17 protein-coding genes are annotated in these 18,995 nt (G+C 59.6%); 10 read left to right on the forward strand and 7 right to left on the reverse strand.

The window, feature by feature from the left end:
• The gene (locus ACQR0Z_RS27735) at window positions 1–966 is read left to right on the forward strand and encodes an NAD-dependent epimerase/dehydratase family protein (protein ID WP_434879708.1); all 966 of its coding nucleotides are present in this window, start codon (window positions 1–3) and stop codon (window positions 964–966) included.
• Window positions 967–997: 31 nt separating this feature from the next.
• Entirely contained in the window at window positions 998–2,143 is a 1,146-nt protein-coding gene (locus tag ACQR0Z_RS27740) for a DegT/DnrJ/EryC1/StrS family aminotransferase (RefSeq protein ID WP_434920742.1), read from the forward strand.
• 252 nt (window positions 2,144–2,395) lie between these two features.
• On the opposite strand, the gene ACQR0Z_RS27745 is transcribed toward ACQR0Z_RS27740, so the two are convergent.
• Together ACQR0Z_RS27745 and ACQR0Z_RS27750 are read right to left on the reverse strand one after the other, a co-directional pair.
• Window positions 2,396–3,439: a Gfo/Idh/MocA family protein gene (locus tag ACQR0Z_RS27745; RefSeq protein WP_434879709.1), complete on the reverse strand. Its 1,044-nt coding sequence runs from the start codon at window positions 3,437–3,439 to the stop codon at window positions 2,396–2,398.
• A gap of 47 nt (window positions 3,440–3,486) precedes the next feature.
• Window positions 3,487–3,978: an acyltransferase gene (locus ACQR0Z_RS27750; RefSeq protein WP_434879664.1), complete on the reverse strand. Its 492-nt coding sequence runs from the start codon at window positions 3,976–3,978 to the stop codon at window positions 3,487–3,489.
• A gap of 663 nt (window positions 3,979–4,641) precedes the next feature.
• Between ACQR0Z_RS27750 and ACQR0Z_RS27755 the strand changes: the two genes are divergently transcribed.
• From ACQR0Z_RS27755 to ACQR0Z_RS27770, 4 genes are all read left to right on the forward strand, one after another.
• On the forward strand, window positions 4,642–5,706 hold the full coding sequence (locus tag ACQR0Z_RS27755; protein ID WP_434920743.1) for an acyltransferase family protein: 1,065 nt from the start codon (window positions 4,642–4,644) through the stop codon (window positions 5,704–5,706).
• Window positions 5,707–5,955: 249 nt separating this feature from the next.
• Window positions 5,956–6,843, forward strand: a complete 888-nt coding sequence (locus ACQR0Z_RS27760; protein ID WP_434920744.1) for a family 16 glycosylhydrolase — start codon at window positions 5,956–5,958, stop codon at window positions 6,841–6,843.
• 36 nt (window positions 6,844–6,879) lie between these two features.
• Window positions 6,880–7,953 carry an acyltransferase family protein gene (locus tag ACQR0Z_RS27765; RefSeq protein ID WP_434920745.1) on the forward strand — a complete coding sequence of 358 codons (1,074 nt, stop codon included), beginning with the start codon at window positions 6,880–6,882 and terminating at the stop codon, window positions 7,951–7,953.
• A gap of 144 nt (window positions 7,954–8,097) precedes the next feature.
• Window positions 8,098–9,384, forward strand: coding sequence for an O-antigen ligase family protein (locus tag ACQR0Z_RS27770; protein ID WP_434879668.1), 1,287 nt, complete (start codon window positions 8,098–8,100; stop codon window positions 9,382–9,384).
• Between the two features lie 528 nt (window positions 9,385–9,912).
• Here ACQR0Z_RS27770 and ACQR0Z_RS27775 read toward each other — a convergent pair.
• On the reverse strand, window positions 9,913–10,632 hold the full coding sequence (locus tag ACQR0Z_RS27775; RefSeq protein ID WP_434879669.1) for an Npun_F0296 family exosortase-dependent surface protein: 720 nt from the start codon (window positions 10,630–10,632) through the stop codon (window positions 9,913–9,915).
• 506 nt (window positions 10,633–11,138) lie between these two features.
• Here ACQR0Z_RS27775 and ACQR0Z_RS27780 point away from each other — a divergent pair.
• A complete protein-coding gene (locus ACQR0Z_RS27780) occupies window positions 11,139–12,977 on the forward strand; it encodes a hypothetical protein (RefSeq protein ID WP_434920746.1) in 1,839 nt (612 codons plus the stop codon).
• 108 nt (window positions 12,978–13,085) lie between these two features.
• The gene (locus ACQR0Z_RS27785; protein ID WP_434879671.1) at window positions 13,086–14,327 is read left to right on the forward strand and encodes a glycosyltransferase family 4 protein; all 1,242 of its coding nucleotides are present in this window, start codon (window positions 13,086–13,088) and stop codon (window positions 14,325–14,327) included.
• A 42-nt stretch (window positions 14,328–14,369) separates the two neighbouring features.
• On the opposite strand, the gene xrt is transcribed toward ACQR0Z_RS27785, so the two are convergent.
• The 3 genes from xrt to ACQR0Z_RS27800 all read right to left on the reverse strand — a co-directional run bounded on the left by xrt (window position 14,370) and on the right by ACQR0Z_RS27800 (window position 16,524).
• On the reverse strand, window positions 14,370–15,254 hold the full coding sequence (gene xrt, locus ACQR0Z_RS27790; RefSeq protein ID WP_434920747.1) for an exosortase: 885 nt from the start codon (window positions 15,252–15,254) through the stop codon (window positions 14,370–14,372).
• A 105-nt stretch (window positions 15,255–15,359) separates the two neighbouring features.
• Entirely contained in the window at window positions 15,360–15,584 is a 225-nt protein-coding gene (locus ACQR0Z_RS27795) for an XrtV sorting system accessory protein (RefSeq protein ID WP_434879673.1), read from the reverse strand.
• Window positions 15,585–15,645: 61 nt separating this feature from the next.
• Complete coding sequence (locus ACQR0Z_RS27800) at window positions 15,646–16,524, reverse strand: hypothetical protein (protein WP_434920748.1); 879 nt, start codon at window positions 16,522–16,524, stop codon at window positions 15,646–15,648.
• Window positions 16,525–16,758: 234 nt separating this feature from the next.
• Between ACQR0Z_RS27800 and epsI the strand changes: the two genes are divergently transcribed.
• A complete protein-coding gene (epsI, locus tag ACQR0Z_RS27805) occupies window positions 16,759–17,451 on the forward strand; it encodes an exosortase-associated protein EpsI, V-type (RefSeq protein ID WP_434879675.1) in 693 nt (230 codons plus the stop codon).
• Window positions 17,452–17,459: 8 nt separating this feature from the next.
• A complete protein-coding gene (locus tag ACQR0Z_RS27810; protein ID WP_434920749.1) occupies window positions 17,460–18,155 on the forward strand; it encodes a S1 family peptidase in 696 nt (231 codons plus the stop codon).
• Window positions 18,156–18,167: 12 nt separating this feature from the next.
• On the opposite strand, the gene ACQR0Z_RS27815 is transcribed toward ACQR0Z_RS27810, so the two are convergent.
• Complete coding sequence (locus ACQR0Z_RS27815; protein ID WP_434879677.1) at window positions 18,168–18,992, reverse strand: CpsD/CapB family tyrosine-protein kinase; 825 nt, start codon at window positions 18,990–18,992, stop codon at window positions 18,168–18,170.
• Between the last annotated feature and the right edge of the window lie 3 nt (window positions 18,993–18,995).

The following is an 18,995-nucleotide window of genomic DNA, read 5'->3' on the forward strand; positions in this document are numbered from 1 at the left end:
ATCGACGGCGCCCGAATTCTCGTAACCGGCGGATGCGGTCTGATCGGCTCGACCACCATCGACCTGCTGCTGCGCGATCACAAGCCGGAGCAGATCATCATCTTCGACAATCTGAGCCGCGGCACGACGCGGAATGTCACTGAGGCGTTGAAGGACCCCCGCGTCAAGCTGATCGAAGGCGACATTCGTGATGTTGCCGCCGTGCACCGGATCACGAAGGGGATGGATGCAGTCATCCACATGGCGACGCTGAGAATAACCGCCTGCGCCGCCGAGCCGCGCGAGGCGTTGGGCGTCATGTGTGATGGAAGCTTCAACGTCCTTGAAGCCGCCCAGACAGCAGGTGTTCAGAAGGTGGTCACCGCGTCCTCGGCATCGATCTATGGTCTTGCAGACGTGTTTCCGACGCGGGAAGACCACCACCCCTATAACAATCGAACGTGGTATGGCGCCTCCAAGATCATGCTGGAGGGCCTGCTTCGCTCCTTCAACGACATGTACGACCTACCCTATGTCGCGCTGCGCTATTTCAACGTGTACGGCCCACGCATGGACACCCACGGTAAGTACACGGAAGTCCTGATCCGCTGGATGGATCGGATCTCCAACGGTCAGCCGCCGCTGATCCTCGGCGATGGCTCAACCACGATGGACTTTGTCTATATCGAGGATATCGCGCGAGCGAACGTCCTTGCGCTGCGGAGCGACATCTCAGACGAGGTCTTCAACGTCGCGAGCGGAACCGAGACAAGCCTGAACGAGCTTGCCGCGGCCTTGCTCGAGGTGATGCATTCGGACCTCAAGCCAGAGTATGGTCCAGAGCGAAAGGTGAATCCTGTCTCTCGACGTCTTGCGGATACGGCAAAGGCCGAAAAACTGCTCGGCTTCCGGGCTGAAGTGGATCTCAGGGAGGGGCTGGAGCGCCTGGTGGCGTGGTGGCGCGCCAATCGTGAGCTCGTGAACTGATCATCAGTACGCGTATTTGGGGATTGTTGAAATGATACCGATTATCAAGCCTGTCATGGACGATCGGGAAGCGGATGCCGCACGCCGTGTGATCCTGAGCGGCTGGATCACGCAAGGTCCCGAAGTCGCAGCATTTGAGCGCGAATTCGCGGCGTTCATCGGTGCGGAACATGCGGTCGCAGTTTCGAATTGCACGGTCGCTCTTCACCTTGCGTTGCTCGCAGCAGGCGTTTCTGCCGGTGACGAGGTGATCACGGTCAGCCATTCCTACATTGCCACCGCCAACTCGATTGCCTATTGCGGAGCGATTCCTGTCTTCGTCGACATCGAGCCGGAGACCTTCAACATCAACCCGGAGCTGATCGAGGCAGCGATCACGACGAAGACCCGGGCCATCCTTTGCGTTCATCAGATGGGCATGCCCTGTAATCTGGACCGCATCGTCGCCATCGCTCGTCGCCACGGCCTGGTGCTGATCGAAGACGCAGCCTGCGCCATCGCCAGTGAAATCCGCGTGGACGGCAAATGGGAAATGATCGGTCGCCCGCGCAGCGACGTGGCATGTTTCTCGTTCCATCCCCGTAAGGTGATGAGCACCGGCGATGGCGGCATGCTGACGACGTCGAGAGCCGATTGGGCTGCGAAGTTTCGCCTGCTCAGACAGCATGGGATGAGCGTTCCCGATGTGGTGCGCCATGGATCGCCAAAGGTCATCTTCGAAGAGCACCCAGTCGTTGGCTACAATTACCGTATGACCGACATTCAGGCTGCCGTCGGTCGCGAGCAACTGAAGCGACTGCCCACGATCGTCCAGACGAGGCGCGAGCGGGCTGAGCGCTATATGGCACTGCTGGCATCAATTCCCGGCCTTGGAGTCCCGGTCGAGCCCGCTTATGCCCGCAGCAACTGGCAAAGCTTCTGTGTACGGTTGCCCAACCATTGCGATCAGCGACAGGTCATGCAGACCATGCTGGACCACGAAATTGCGACTCGCCGCGGCATCATGTGCGCCCACTTGGAAAAGGCCTATTCGGAGATGCCACATCGGCACAAGCTGACCGAATCCGAGGTCGCGCAAACCAGAAGCATCATCCTTCCGTTGTATCCGCAGATGACGGATGCCGAGCAGGATCGTGTCGTCAGCGCGTTGGGCGAGGCCTGTCGACCCTCGAAATAGTCTCTCACACGTGCGTCTGGGGCTACCAAAGCCTCTCGGAAGGATTGGAGCAACTGCCGCGCCGAGAGCGGTCGCGGGCTCCAGCCGCTGCTTGCCCGACCATGATGCTCGTCGCCAACTTGCTCAGAAGCCGGGGGGCCAAAGCCGCGACGACACCTGGATCGTTGAAGCTGTTCACGGCGTCCACGATCCCATGTCCTTGTTCTTGACCGCTTTGGAATTGACGTCCGCGGGTGAGATCGTGCTTGGACCTCAGGTGCCCGCAGGCGCCTCGTCGACCGGCCGGCGCCGAATATGAACTGTTTCGCCCCGACCTCCCATCGAGCTCGTTGCGGCTTCGATCAACTCGACGATGCGCAGCCCAAAACGGCCGTCGGTCATCGGGATGGCGCCCTTGGCGATACAGTCAATGAAATGCTCGGCTGCAACCCGCAATGCCTCACCGCCATCTAGCTTGGGAGCCCACATGTCTCCCATACGATAGCCAACCCGCATTTCCTGGATCTGCTTCGGGTCGTCGGTGAAGCTCACGCCCTTGTCGTAGACTTTGACTTTCTCGCTCGGCTCCAGATCATCATAGGTGATCATCTTTTTGCTGCCGCCGACGAGAACCTGGCGGACCTTCACCGGAGCAAGCCAGCTGACGTTGGTGTGAGCTATCGTACCTGAATCGTAGAACAAAGTAATGTAAGCAAGATTTTCCGGCGTTCCCGGAAAGTGATTAATGCCGCTTGCCGATACCGCCGTGGGATGCTCGCCGAGCAGATAGGCAAGAATGGAAAAATCATGGACCGCCAGATCGGCGATCACGTTAACATCGCGCTGAAACAGACCGAGATTAACCCGAGTCGAGTCGTAGTAGAGGATCTTTCCTAGTTCTCCGGCCTTGACCAGCTCGGCCATTTTGCGGACAGCGCTGGTATAGACGAATGTGTGGTCAACAAAGAGCGCGAGCGAGCGTTTTTCCGCTTCCTCGACAAGCCGCTCCGCTTGATGACTTGTTTCGGTCATCGGCTTTTCCAGCCATAGATGCTTCCCGGCCTTGAGAGCGGCCATGCCAAACTCGAAGTGGGTCGAAACGGGCGTCGCGACAACGATAGCGTCGATGGACTTATCGACGACGAGATCGGAAAAATGCTTGGTGGTTCTGATCGCAGGGTAACGCCGCGAAACGGCTTCGAGCTGAGACAGCCTCGCATCCGCAACGGCCGACACCGTCACGCCGGGCAAGTCGACGAAGTTGCGGAGCAGGTTGGGACCCCAGTATCCGTATCCGACAAGGCCTATGCTAACCAATTTTTCAAATCCTTCGAGGTTGCCGAAATAGACGGGAGCCGTACGACTCAAACTGCTCGATTTTTTTCGTTGCGTGTGTTGCCGACGATGCGAGCGGGCACCCCTGCGACGATCGCATAATCAGGAACATCGACTGTGACGACTGCTCCGGCCGCGATCAGCGCGCCTTCCCCCACCGTCAGACCGCACAGGATGGTTGCGTTGGAGCCGATCGAGGCGCGGCGCCGGACCAGCGTCTTCTCGACCGCCCAGTCCGCCTCCGTCTGCGGACTGCCGTCGGGATTGGTTGCCCGCGGGAAGCGGTCGTTGGTGAACATCACGCCGTGACCGATGAAAACCTCGTCCTCGATCGTTACTCCCTCACAGATGAAGCTGTGCGACGATATCTTGCATCTCGCCCCGATCGCGGCATTTTTCTGAATTTCGACAAAAGAGCCTATCCGCGTCCCATCTCCCACGCTGCAGCCATAAAGATTGACTTGGCTTTCGTGATAAATCTGCACGTCCTTGCCCAGACGCACGGAGCTCGCGATTGGCATTACGCTTTTCCCTGTTCACGCTGCAACTTAAGGCTTCGTTCGTTGACGCGGAGGCCCATCGGCACGCCCCCACACATACTTTGTCTGCGGATGTTTTGGAAGTTTTGTAGGTATCTTGCTTAATGCTCCTCCGTTGACATCTCACATCGTAGGCTGAGGGGCCCCGCATGCAGCTGTTGTCGCGTGCTCCTCAGTAGCTCCAAAAAAATTCGCCCGAGCAGATCAGTAAGAGGTATTTAAATACCTTAATTCGGACGAGACAAGCCCGTCGTTCATCTCCGCGGAGCGGACCCAAGCGGGCGAGCACATGAGCACGGAAGGCATAAAGCCAGGCCAGCATCTCTGTGCCGGCAGTCTTCTTCGGGCGTCGGCCCGGGGCATCGGGGCCGCCCCCACCACGCCACCCCCCGGGGTTTGCCGATTGGCGTCAGGCCGGTAAGCACTACAGATAAGTCGCTTGCAAGAGTTCAATCCCGGCGCGTTAACGCTGCCGAGGGAGACGATGCGCTGCCGGGGCGAGACAATTGCTATTGTGGGATCATCGACATAGGCTTTTCTGCCGCCGCGTGCGGCCCAGGTAAGGCTACATTCCGCGACATTGCGCGGGGCCGAATTGCGTTGCGGCGGCCGCTGCCCCAGCGTCAGAGTACAAGAGAGGCGTGCGTGGCGAAGCTCGAGTCAATCCAAGTGCTGCGGGCGGTCGCTGCGACCATGGTGGTGCTGTTCCATACCAAGACCTATGCTCAAGGCTATGCGGGGGTCGACATCTTCTTTGTGATCTCCGGGTTCATCATGGGCACCGTCGGGACGCAGGAAACGCCCGCCGGCTTCTTTCGCCAGCGACTGATCCGCATCGCGCCGCTCTACTGGACCATGACGCTGATCATGTGCGGCTTGTCGCTGATCCCACATTTCTTCCGTAACTTCACCTTCGACGCCGAGAGCCTGATCAAGTCAATCCTGTTTATTCCATATATCGATCAGACGGGGCATGTCTGGCCGCTGGTCATTGCCGGCTGGACGCTCAACTATGAAATGTTCTTCTACCTTGTCTTTACGCTAGGCCTCATGCTCGGCCGTCCTCGACTGTTTTCGTCATCGCTCATGCTGTTGCTGATAGTCGCGGGCTTTGTGATCGCAAAGGATGGGGCGTTCGCACGAACCTACACGGATCCGATTCTGCTGGAGTTCGTTGCCGGCATGGCGTTGAGTGCACTCGGCCCGCGGGGCGGAGACCGGTTGGGCTTCCTCCAGCTGATTATCGGTGCAGGGGCATTCGTTGTGATCGGCACGATGGGCCTTGATCCCGGCGACGGCGTTCCTCGCCTGATCTTTCTTGGTCTCCCCAGCCTGCTGCTCGTCTCGGGAGCGTTAGCCGTCGAGAGGGCGGGACATTGGCCACGTTTGCCTTTGGCGATCATCCTGGGGGATGCCTCCTATTCCCTCTACTTGACGCATGGCTTCGTCGTCAGCGCCGCCGAAAAGTTCTCACCCCTTCATTCCACTCTGAATGCGGTCATCGTGCTCCTGGTCAGCTGCATTGCGGCGATCTTGTGCTATCGCCTTTTTGAACTGCCGCTCACCCGTCTGCTCCGGCGCTCCAACTTCCATGGTCTGGTCATGGCGCAACCGAGCGACACGGCCGGCACGGCGGCCACAACGACCATAGCGCCCGCAGCGAAGGTCGATCAGCGAGCCCATCGCGAGCAATCGGTTGAGCCATTGTGAGAAGAACCGCTTTGACGAGGTTTCTTACCGGCGCAAGTGCCCGACCGCGCGTGTCGCCAAAATCAGCCGGCCACCCGCGCCTATGTTCGGGCCACTCTGCTGGCGAGCGCTGCTGGGCCGTAGAACGATCCTGCTGTCGGCAGCGGAACTCTTTCCGGCCGCGTGGCTGCGGAGAGCGATTGACACAGACCAGATCGTTGCGATCTGGCTGCGTGTGATGTGACAGGGACGATCAGGATGACACGATTGATGAAGCGACATGTCGCTGCTTGGGCCCTGAGCATCGCGGCGATTGCGGCGGTGGGCGGGGCAGCCGCGATGACGGTGTGGCCAAACGCCACGACAGGACCCGGATTTCTCGAAGGGCTGACGGCTGCTGCCGCCGGTGATCGCATTCCGGTCCAGCTACCTCAGGCGATTATCAACACCGACGGCAAAGGCTGCAACCTGCCCGCGCTCGACGTCTCCGACATGAGCAAGTTCAACTACAAGGCCCGCTGGCATGCCTCGGAATGGGCAAACGCTGGCAGTACCATCGCCTGGAAGTACGATCATGTGCAACCCAGCGGCGGACAGATCTTCCTTCGGCTCGACGCTGACGGCGCACCGCAGCTGCAGGCAGTGGACGGAACCGCTGCGCAGGATGACGGCCTGTGGGAGGCCGATGTCACGCTTCCGGAGCTGCGCGAAGGCGTGATCGTTGCGCCATTGTGGATCTACGACAGGGATACCAAGGACGAGGTTGACTTCGAATTTGCAGGGCGTCGCGGACTGGACGTTTCGATGCACGCGTGGCCCGGCGGGCAGCATCGCACAACGACCATTCGGCTGTTCGCCGGCAGCGATTTTTCTCATAAGCGGATGTGCTTCGGAATCCGGGCAAAGCGCGCCGCGGGGCAAGTCGAGATGCTGATCAATGGCGCGGTGGTCTATACCTGGGATCGAAGCAGGATGGATTTCTACATCTCGCATCCGATGCGCCCTTTCATCGAAATGTGGTCTGTCGATCCTGCCAGTCCGGGTATGGTGACGTGGGCTGGACGCTTCCAGGGGTTCAGCGCCGGCGAGCACATGACCATGATCGTGAACGGCTATCGTTTTACCCCGGCGTCATCGGCTGGCCCGGCGGCACGCTGACGCGCAAGCTGGGCACTTGGCCCTGAAAGGACGGCCGTGACGAGCCAACGGATCGCTTTCATCGACACCTTGCGCGGCACAGCGGCAATGTGCGTCCTTTTGCAACACGTCGTTGACCGATTGATCGTAGCAAATGTCAGCGGACACGAAGCATGGCAGTCGGTCTTCGTCTCATTGTTCGACGCCGGACGGCTTGGCGTAGGCGCATTCTTCATTGTGAGCGGCTATGTCGTGCCATTCTCGATCCGCCCCCCCATGGCGCTGCAAACCTTCGCGGTCGGGCGGTTCTTCCGCCTGTATCCGGCCTATTGGGTTTCGGTTCTGTTCGCCTATGCGGTGCTGACCTGGTACAAGCACCTCAACGTCCCGCCCTCTCATCTGATCGCCAATGCCACCATGCTCGAGATGGCAATGGGAGTGCCCGTCCTCTTGGGTCCATATTGGACGCTGATCATTGAGCTGGCCTTCTACGGCCTGTGCATGGCCCTTTATCTCTGCAACGGCCTGCATTCGCAACGCATGGCTCTGATGAGCATGACAGGGCTTCTGATGCTTGCCGTGGCGCTCAGCCTGATTGGACGCCTCACGGGTCTGTATCTACACGCCAATCTCCTGTTGAACCTTGCGCTGATGTTCTTTGGACTGGCCCTCCGTCATATCGACGAGAACGGAAGGGCCGACGCAGAGCAGCAGGTTTGGCTCGCCACGCTGGTGCTGGTGCCGGTGTCAGCCTTCGTGGTGCTCGGCGCGCCGGAGCGCGCCGATCCGCTGTTCACGCCCCTATCTTTCCTCACCGGCTATCTCGCGGCCATCGCCCTTTTCCTTTTGGCCCGCGCGCGGCTGACAGGAACGACGCGGTTGTTGGCCTGGCTGGCAAAGATCAGCTATTCCGTCTATCTGCTGCACGAGATTGTTCTGCTCGTACTGGAGGATTGGCTCTCGCCGGGGGCTGGCGGGGTCGTGCAGTTGACGTTTGCGGGAGCTGCTGTCGTCCTTACGCTGGCCTGGGCGGCGGTGGTCCATCGCTGGATCGAGCAGCCTGCCATCGATGCCGGCCGCAGGATCAACAAGCGATTGCGAGCGGGCGCACGGATCGCCGTGGCGTCTTAGAAGAAGACTGAGGCAACAGCGGTGTTCTGTGACAGAGGCGCGTCTGGCCGCGGGCTCACTTATCCATGGTCCGTTTATGTCGCTGATCTGATACTTTTGGATTGGTTGCGATCCTTGAGCTGAACCTGGGAACCACTCACATCCATGATCTCGTCGACCCTCGCTGCAACGCCCGATCAAGCGGCATGGAAACTTCGCGTAAGCTGGTGGGCCTGGCTTTGTGCGGCCATTTCGATCGCCCTGATCCAGACCGTCCCAACTGTGCCGGCCGCGGCATTCGTGCTCGTCGTTGGGCTCTACTGCGTGATCTTTCCGGCCCGCCCGCTCGCCGCTCTCAGTTGGAGTCCTATTCCCTGGATGATCGTCGGCCTTGCGGCCCTCTCGGCCTTGTGGTCGCCATTTCCGATGTTGTCGGCGCGCGGAGCCGCGCAGCTTGGCCTCACAACCCTCGCGGCGCTGCTTTTCGCTCGGGCGCTTCCGCCCTTCTTGTATATCGCCGTGCTGATGTACTCGTTTCTAGCATCAATCCTTTACCATCATTTTGTTGCGCCAGCGTTCGGGTCCAAAAACCAGCTGGCCTTGGCAGCCGCGCTTGCTCTGCTCTCAAGCTTCTGGGTTATGGTTGACCGGCAGCAGCCGAAGATCTCGCGTCTGGTCGCCTTGTTGGCGATGGTGACGTTGCCTCCCATCTTCGTCGCTTCCAACTCCGCCGGCGCCATGATTGCAGGTATTATCGCCCTGCTTTGCTCTGCTGGCCCGTATATGCTGCGCTCAGCGCGAGCAAGCGTTCGCTATCAGCTGATCGGGGTTGCGGCGCTCGTCGTCTGCATGGCGATCGGGATCGCGTATATCATTGACGACAACATTATCGACCTCGCACTTGCCTCTGTCGGAAAGGACACCACTCTCACGGGCCGCACACTGCTGTGGTCGCACGCTCTTGACGTGATTGCCGAGCATCCATTCGGCGGCATGGGCCTCCAGGCGGTCTGGGCTCCTGGCGACCGTTGGGCGGAAAGGTTCTGGGCGTTTTTCTACATCTATACGCGCAACGGATTCCACTTCCACAATCTCTGGCTGGAGCTTGGCGCAGAGCTGGGCCTGACCGGAATCGTGCTTGGCGTGTTGACGACGCTGCTCGTCGTTTTCGAAACCTTCCGCTGGGTATTGGAGGATCCAAAACCGGAAAGTTGCTTCTTTGCTGGCTACGTTGCGTTGGCGGTCTTCCGGACGTTTGCAGAGGTCGAACTCTTCATAGCCCAGTTCTACATGGCACCCATGATCTTCCTGGCCGCCTATTACTATGCCGCGACAGCGCGCGATGCTCGCGCCGCCAGACACTCGTTCCTCGCGGCCGATGCAAACATGCCAATGCTCGCCGACGGCGCGTTGGCGCCGCCGTTGGCGGTCAAGCTGAGAACCGAGTCCTGACCAAGCGACACGTCACCTGAGCACTCCGACCGAACCCGGCCCCCTGGTGCGCTGGGCTTTGTCTGAGTTGAATCAGGTGCCTCAACCCAGGCAGGCGGCTTTCCTGGCTCGTCGACACCATCATGGAAGAAGCTTCAATGCACGCTTGGCCCCGTGCCTGATGGTTCAATTCACGGCCACCAGGCATAGGGCCAGACTGGAGCCAGCCGGCGGATGCCTGGCCCCGCAGCGCCGATCGCGGGTCGAATCCGCCGTCGCCGGATAGGGTCTTCAAACCTTTAAGCGCGCCCAATCATCGCTGCTCGCTCGCAAGGTAAGCGATCTGACGCGGCAGCGAACTGCAGCCTCCAGAGCGCCCCAGCTGAGCCACTGACGAAAGGCTCAAGAGATCAGGCATGGACGACAGACCATGCCGTCTACGATGCAAAAGCACGACCTAAGACGCCTGCGGCCGGCTCCGTAAGGCGACAGCAAAAAAAGCTGCCCGAACGGGGCAGCTTTTTCATGTTCATAGCTCAGGCAATTCGCTCAGACGAGGCGAAAAGCCGGACCGCCGCTGCGGCGACGATATCCAATGAGACCGACGCTCATGAAGCCGAGGACCATCATAACCCAGGTCGATGCCTCGGGCACCCCCGGCGTGATCGTGTTGAAGTTGACGGCGATATTATCAACCTCGAACGAGTTCTGGTTTCCGCTGCTCAACACGACAGTGTCAAAGTAGGAAGCCGCGTCGAAGTTGAATTCGACATAGCGGTTCGAACTCGGCGAGGTCAGATTTGCCGGCAATGATGCAATCAGACCCGTGATGTCGTTCCCGCCAAACGTTCCGATAAGGGCGTTGTTCTTATAGAACGAGATCGAATTGTAGGTGTCGAGCGATCCGATATAGAGACCAAAATAGGTGCCCAAGCTCCCATTGTTGATCTTGACCGTCTCCGTCGTATTTCCGAAGACGCTAAGGTAATTTGATGTGTCCGCTCCGCCCTGAAAGTACGGCGCAGCATATTGACCGGCCAGACTTCCATTCTCGACCTTCGCGCCTTTAGACGAAAAATCCAGGGCGCCATTCGTGAAATCCGCAAAGCTTCCGGCAGTGCGGCTGTCGAACGTTTCGAGAACCTGGCCCGGGACAACTGCAGGAACATTGGTGCCGAAGCTCAGCAGGTTCAGCGTAACGGCAGCCTGCGCCGGGACGGAAGCAATGAATGCGGCAGTCAGTGCCAGCAGAGCCAATGATTTTCGCATTACGCGACCCCCATCTAGATTTTGGATAAATGAATTCTTAACGCGGTGTAACCTGATTATCGCTTTGGTGCCGCGAAGGCAAGGTCAGTTAGCCGCGATCTAGCCACTGGGAAGACACGAACTGATCGCTGTGCTTGTGCAGCAACATCTTTCAACGGGCGGGATCGTTGACGCATGCGCCCATCGGAAAAAGGCGAGGGGGCAGGATGTCATTGATTTTATGTACAAAACTGTAGGCCCATCGCTCAGAGCACGATGGCGGGCTAACGCCGCCTCGCTCGAGAGGTATGATATTAGGTTTGCGAGCCGCCCCGATCGGTTTAATTACGAGAAGGTTTCTCCACGTGTTTTATGTCAACGTGCGGCCCTATTGAGCGACCTCCTTCTCTTGTTGAGTATTTTTAGCCGATATGGCCGTGGATCCTGCGCGCAGACCGAGCAATTTTGACCTCCTGGCCCAGCCGTTTCGGCTTCTGCGCGTTACGCCGTCGGCGACGAAGCGTGTCTTGGACGATGCACTGCTTTTTGCCCGAGACGCAAAAGCGGCCTCACCCGACGAGCTCCTGATCGCGCATCAAGCCCTTTCCGACCTTGATATCCGGCTGGTTCATGAGCTGGCGTATCCGCTGGCCTGCGCGCCTGACGAGATGGAGGCATTCCAGATCGCCCTCCGCGATGATCTATCGATCGACCAGGCGTTGTTATCTGCGCAGCGGCTATCGCCGCTGGATCGCGCCAATTTCCTAGCGCGGGTTGCGAGCCGACAGCCTGCACCGGGCGAACTACTCATCGAGCTAATCTTGGCGCAAGCCGCCATTGACACCAACGAAGTCTATACGGCGCTCAAGGCCATCCGACAGAGTGCCGAGCTGCCGCCGCCGTCCCTGGTCAGTGTCAGTGACGGCGTCTCGCTTGTGTGCGACCTCCAGATGGCAGCGGCCCTCCGGGGCTACCGCACGGTCTGGGACGCGATCCCGGCCGTACTGGACTGCACCATCCATATTCTCTCCGCAAAGGCCAGCGACGCATGGAGCCGCCTCGATCTTCTGCTGGACAAATACGAGGCCACGATCGACGGGCCACGGCGAGAGGCCGCAGGCTTCATCGAGCAGGTTTGCTTGTTGTTGCGAGAGCAGCCAAACCACCGGGCGCTACACGAGCGACTCACAGATTCGGTCCATCTATGGACCTCGCTTTGCCGCCCATTGCTGGCGCGTCAGCTGACACTCGGCTCCGAGACGGACCTCGATACGCCGCTCGGGATGATCCGTGCTCTCCTCGAAGAGCTGGCGCAAACCGGCGCATCCAAGGCCGCGCTGGCGATCAGCGATGCGACCCGTGAGATCTTTGCGGCAGTCCCGACAACGATGGACCAACTCAGCGCGGACGCGCGGCTGTTGTCCCGATTATCTATGGCGGCGCAAGTCGAGGAACTGAGTGCGGCAATCGAGAGCGCGCAGACGAATTCGTCGGAAATCATTGCGGCGCTCGAAAGCTCGGGATTTGGCGAGCAATCGGCTGGGCCGGCAAAGGCACTCTGGACAGCGTTCACCAATGCGGCAAAGATCGCAGATACGGCAGCGCGTGAACTCGCGTGGAAAGAGACGCACCAACTGACCTTGCGGCTGAGCAATGCACCCGGCGCAGGAAAAGCCGTCATCGCACTCATTTCGGGGTTGATCACCTATGGCGAGGCCAACGGCGCGCCGCCGCAGTTGCTCAAGGAGATGCGCAACAGCCTTCAATTCATGCGATCCTTTGTCGGAGCAAAGCACCCCAAAGGCGGCCGACAGCCGCTTGCGGCGCCCGCTCCGCCATCTTCACGACGGCCCAAACTGGTCGAAAGCCTGATCGGGCGGCTAAGGCGATTGACGTCCGAGCGCACACCAGGCCCCCGGGGAAGCCTGAAGCGCAGGCTCTTGCGCTCCCTCGCCTTCGGAACCGCCGGCCTTGTGGCGATCATGCTGGGCGGAGCCGCCATCAACCTCAGTATCCGCTGGCTGGGAGGCTCTTCGTCGGATCTTGCGGCGCCAGCCACAACTGCAACAGCAGATGCTCCTCCCCTTGCACCACAGGCCATGCCTCCAGTTGGCACCGGACAGCACCTGGAATTGCAAGCGGTCCGCTATTGCCATTTTCAGAAAGAGCGTCTGAGGCTCATCAAGCAGTGGGTCAAGACACCAGAGCAGGCTCGGCATCTGAACCTGCTCGTGGTCGATTATAACGCCCGCTGCTCAGACTTCTTCTATCGCGACGCAGATCTGAAACAGGTTCAGGCCGAGATCGATGCGAACGCCCATCGTCTCGAGCTTGAGGCCAAACAGATCATTGCAGGGTGGCAATAGCGTGAGCCAGGGCCTAAAACGCTCACCGCTGGCATCCAACCTCATCAGAGAATGTGACGCGGGGATCCGCCCGGGCCGAACCGGCAAATTCATCGCAAAAGACTGGACATGCGCATCGTCATCGTCGCAAGCAATGCATCTCGTCGCTTCGGTGGCGAAGCTTTCATTCCGTTCAACTACTTCCGGCTGCTGCTGGCGCGCGGAGAAGACGTTCACCTGGTCGCTCATGCACGCAATCGCGAAGAACTCTACGAAGAGTTTCCCGATCATCTCGAGCGGCTGCATTTTGCCAAGGATACGGCGTTCCACCGCGGCATGATCTGGTTGAGCCGCTTCCTTCCCCGAAGGGTGGCCGACATCACCTGCGGCCTGGCGATCCATCTCAGCACACAATTCGCGCAGCGGCGCTTGATCATTGACCTTATGAATCGTGGGCGCGTGGATGTCGTCCATGAGCCAATTCCGGTCTCGCCGAAGACGCCATCGTTAATGTACGGTCTTGGCACCGCGGTCGTGGTTGGCCCTCTCAATGGCGGAATGGAATACCCGGAGGCGTTTCGGCGGGAGCAGGATGTACTGTCTCGAGCAGCACTTCGACTCGGCCGTTCACTTGCCGGAATGGTTCAGTTCATCTTCCCGGGCAAGCTGCGTGCGAACGTCGTTCTGGTCGCAAACCAGCGAACCCGCCTTGCGTTGCCCGACGGCGTGTCGGGCACAATCTCAAAGCTCGTCGAGAACGGGGTGGATTTCTCGATCTGGCGTCGCGAAAGCCAGAGCGAGGGCACGACAGGAAAGTTCATCTTCGTCGGCCGTTTGGTGGACTGGAAGGCGGTCGATATCGTCATCGAGGCGCTGGCAAGGATTTCTGAACGCTCCTCGCTTCAGCTCGAGATTGTCGGAGACGGCCCGATGCGCAAAGATTGGGAGGCACTCGCCGAACGCGAGGGTGTCGGATCGCAAGTGATGTTTTCCGGCTGGCTGTCCCAGGAGGCATGTGCGGAGCGCATGCGCGCATCATCCGCACTCGTCTTACCTAGTCTCTTCGAGTGCGGCGGGGCGGTGGTTTTGGAAGCGATGGCGATGGGTCTGCCCGTGATCGCGACAGATTGGGGAGGGCCCGTTGACTATCTCGACTCGAGTTGCGGGATATTGGTCAAGCCGGAGTCTCGCGAAGCTTTGATCGACGGCTTTGCCGCGGCCATGCGCGAACTCGCATTGTCGGCTCCGCTGCGCAACCGCCTTGGTGAAGCAGGTTACGAACGCGCACGTGCGCAGTTCGATTGGGACCGAAAGATCAATCAGATCCTGGAAGTGTATCGGTCCGCTGCAGGTCAAGCCATCAAACGCTAGCTTTACGCGATCGCAGCGTGGCTGCGCCAGTGGCATATGCCGTCACGACCGTTGCCGGCGGAACATCCTGAGCAGAAGGCTGAGTACGCCGTCCGAGAGGAACATCAGGACCACAGCGACGACGAAGAGCAGAACTCCCGTCAGATCGTGAAGCGGTCCTTCCATCTTGTCGACGCCGCCATAATAGGCAATCAGCACCAGCGAGGTGACTCGCAGAAAATTGGCTAACACGGTGATGGGTATGATCAGGAGCAGAAGCGCGAAAGCTCGGATCTTTTCGTCCCACCGGAACGCGTAGACGTAGAATGCTCCCAGAGCCGAGAGAACGAAGATGGAGTTCAGACCCGAGCAAGCATCCTGAACGAGCAGCTGATAGGGCCCAATCAATATGACTACGCCGTTCTGCGCGATCGGATAGCCGGCGGTGTAGAGCAGCTGGGTGACCGAGTCCGATATGAAGACCTTCAGCGGGATCGTGGCAGCGTCCACCATCCAGCCGGGCGCGGGTGCCGAGAAGATCAAAAATCCAATCGGGAAGGCCAGAATCCGCAACAGTCGCCAACCAGCCAGCAACAATACGATACCGGCGATCACCGGGAGCTCGGAGAGGACTTCGAGAAACCAGACGTCCTGATTTCGCGCCAGAACCAACACGCAGAGCCCTGAAAGCAGAGCGACCCAGCCCGGTAAAGGCGCCGGACGGAGCTGGATATCCCAGATCAGCTGGCGTGAGCGCCAAGCGAGCCACGCCGAAGCGGCTATGATCAGAGGGCCGTGCCCCTCCTGCTCTGTTCGCCACGGCCCCTCGGCCAGGGTGATGAAGGTGGGCGTATACGCGACTGCGAACGCGACGGCGACCACAGCGGGCCAAAGCCAACGTCGTGACGCAGGTGCCCAGGACGCTGCGCTGGTATCGAATGAGGTCATCACGCCTGAAATCTCTTACCAAAGGGCCAAGGCGTACCATCGGGCGAAAAACTGTGCAATGGCACGACGGAGGCGCGGTTTTCGACGCCGCGCGACGTTTAGCCGTCAGTCGGCGCGGAGCGTGAGAATCGCATGGACTGCTCCGGCTCCGATCAGCAGAAGCGCAAACAGCGTCCAGCCATTGTTACCCAATTGGTTCGCGCCTGCGAAGGCGATAGCGCTGAGCACCAGCCGCAGCAGGGTGCGCGGCTCCCGGTCCGACCAGACAAAGAACGCGATCGCCATTGCCAAAAAGCAGAACACAGTCAGGATATCGAACGGTTCGTTCATGGTTGCCACGACCCCTGACGGGCAGAGCCTCAGATTTTGTCGGACTCGGGGGAATTTTAGATCATTGGGGGGCCTGCATCTTCATGATTTCGGCGTATTCGCCCTCGTACTTGGCGGCCAATACTGCCTCGATTGACGCTAGACTTGCCTCCGACCTCGCCAGATCGAGCTGCATGGCTTGACGCGCCTGGCGAGCTGCCGCTTCTCCCTCCAATGGCCTCGTCTCCACCGAGTTGACTTTAAAGAACAGGCTGTTGGGTTGGCCGCGAAGCAGGAAGACATCATCCGCTTGCTGCGTCCGTATGCGGTCAAAGACATCTGCCGGAATATCTGCGCTGCTCAACGTCCCTGTCGAGCGGGAATGGGCAATTCCGAGCGCCGTAAGCTTCTGAGCTACCTCGTCGAGCGACTTCATCTCGCGGGCTGCATCAAACACTTCCTGCGAGGCAGCATTTGTGGGCACCACGATCTGCTCGATCCTGGCAACCTGACGGTTGGCGAACTTCATTGGATTGTTGTTGATATAGAGCTCGACATCGCTCCCGACAATCGCCGAGCTCTTCTTGGCGACATCCCGCGAAGCAGCAGCCTTGGCGAGAACAGTTTCTCGCGCGCGCAGAAGATCGAGCAGAACGGTCGGCTCGCGATCGAGCTTTGCGTCCAGAGCCTGGCGCACAAGATATTTCCGCGAGACCAGCTCTCCGAGCACCTGCTTGACCACCGCAGGATCCTTACGCTTGTCCGTCGGTACCTGAGCGATGCGAAGCTCATTGTCGAGCTCTTGCGTGGTCACAACATCCTCACCGAGACGGGCGACGATCTGGCTCTTGGCCGCCTCGGCCTTCTCCTCGACCTTTTTGCTGCATCCAATCAAACCGACGCTGCATAGCACGATCGATGCAGCAATCCGACATGGACGTGCGAGCCTGAATACGCTCATCAAATAGCTCCGAAACGAAAAATGGCCTTTATCGCAGGTCGAGTTGGCCGGTCGGTCGTTCTGCCGCACCGCCCGGCCGCTGCCTTCATCTCAGCATGGCACCGGAACCGCTCGTATCGCTATCTCCGGCTCGCGTCGAGGGCCTTGGCCGCGCTTGAGAAAAATGGCCTCTTATGGTGATATCCGGCCGCAGTCCGGCTGTACGGCCTGCGAGTTCGTATCCGAGGCTCCGCGATGAAAGTCAATCCGGTTCAGGCTATCCTTGCGGCGCTTGCGATTCTGGGTTCGGCACTGCTGGCAGAGACGCTGCGGCCGCGGGAACTGATGGCCAATGCCTCAAGCGTGCCTAATCTCGAGAAGGTCATTCCGACCAAATTCGGCGAATGGACGCTGGTCCCGAATGTCGGCCTAGTTACGCCGGATCCCTCTGGTTTCGTCGAGGACGCCTCGGTCAAGATCTACAGCCAAGAGGTCGGACGAGGATACATGGACCGGGCTGGCAATATCGTCATGCTGCTGGTCGCCTACGGACCGGCGCAGGATTATCGCCTCAAGGCGCACCTTCCCGAGGTCTGCTACGGCGCCGCCGGCTTTCGCGTGACCGAGAAGCGGGTTGGCTCTGTCTCGTACCGCGCCGAAGCCAATCCCCTGCCGCTGAGCCGCGTCACAGCGACCAAAGAGGGACGCTTCGAGCCGGTAACCTACTGGATCCGCATCGGCAACAACGTTGTGACGGGGGTTTTCGACCGGCAGCTTGCCCGCATGAAGTACGGTCTAATGGGGCTCATTCCGGACGGGGCACTGTTTCGTGTGTCCACCGTCGGCATCTCCGAAGATGCTGCCTACCGGCTGCAGGCACGATTCATTCAAGATCTCATCACGGCCATTGGACCCAACAACGAGAAGTTCTTTGTCGGGGCTTCCTGAGCCGTGCTATGATCTTCGTCATCTCCCGCAAGATCGGACATTTCGGGTGGTGCCTCTCATTGGTCTTCAGCCTGAGTTGCTCCACGGTCAAGGCGGCTGATCGCCCGAAATCCTTGTCGCCGTTCGCGGTGGCCGTCAATTCGCCTGAGCAGGTCCGGCTCGGCAGCGGCATCTACCTTGGACGGGGCCTAGTTTTGACGGCCTCGCACGTGGTCGGCAGGTGGCATCCTGCGTCGCGGGTTTCGATCGCCGGCAAGCAACTGCCGGCCAAGATTGTAAAGCAGGAACCGTTCGAAACGTCCGATCTGACGCTGCTTTCAATTGACGATCACGAAGTGCCGCCGGAGACCAAGGCGCTACGCATCGCCCTGTGCGCATTTCCTCCGGTACCGGGCGAACGGGTCATGAGCGTCAGCCCCGAGCAGGTCGTCGCTACCGAAATCCTCTCGCCGGTCTGGGTCCCGCTGGACGCGCGCAAATTCGACACGCTCATCAAGGACGTCGCGAGCACCGGCAATTCAGGATCCGGCGTCTTCGACGCAGAGACCCAGTGTCTCCTCGGCATCGTGAGTCGTAAGATTTCTCAGGTGATTCCGCCGGCAAAAGGCAGCGGTCAGCAGCCTGCCATTTTCGACATCGCGAAGTATTTCGTCCCGGCAGCCAAGATCGCCGCCTTCCTTCCTGCAGGCCTTTTGGATCCCTAGACCGTCGAGTGCTCACTTTGGACCATAGTGGTAGCCGTAGCCATAGTAGCTCTCTGAGCGTTCCGAGACCTTATTGACCAGGACGCGAACGATCGGCGCCGACTTCAGGTGTTTATAGCATTCCTTGATGTCGGGAAGCGTCGACGTCCCCACCGCTGTGACAAGCAGAATCGACTCCAGCCAGGGCAAGATCGCAAGCACGTCATCCCCAATCAGAACGGGAGGCAGGTCGAGAATGATGACGTGAGACCTGAAATCCCTCTTCAACGTCTCGACGAACGCGGTCATCGCCTGTGACGCCATCCACTCGGCCGATCCAGACCTGCAGATTTCACCCGGCAGAACGAGCATTTCGTTTGCCTGAATGGAGGTGCGGATGATGGTGCTGCTAAGTCCGGCTCGCACCTGCAGCACGCTCAGGATTCCGTTCTTGGCTTCAATGCCGAGATAGTCAGCAACCTTCGGCTTCATCATGTCCAGATCGATGAGCAGCACGGAACGCTCCGGCAAACGCGCGATGCTCATGGCCAGATTGCATGCGGTCACTGTCTTGCCGCAGCCCGCGGTCGGTGAGGTGATGGCGAGGATCTGCCAGCCCTGGTCGTCCATCGCCTGCAGCACCTGAGTGCGCAGCATGTCATAATAGCGACCGCTTTCCAGCATCGGATCGTGAGCGACAATCCGCTTGGATTCCAGATGTGCAGCGTTGAGCCTGACATCGCGGTAGGCGGCGTCACCGCCCGCCGAGGCTTCGGGCGTGAATGGATCGAACGAAGCTTCCTTCGCGTTCAGACGCGCCGACCTGGCTCGCTCAAGCGCCTGCCTTATCGGATCCAAAAT

The sequence above is a fragment of the Bradyrhizobium sp. HKCCYLS3077 genome (assembly GCF_051167555.1).
Classification (GTDB): domain Bacteria; phylum Pseudomonadota; class Alphaproteobacteria; order Rhizobiales; family Xanthobacteraceae; genus Bradyrhizobium.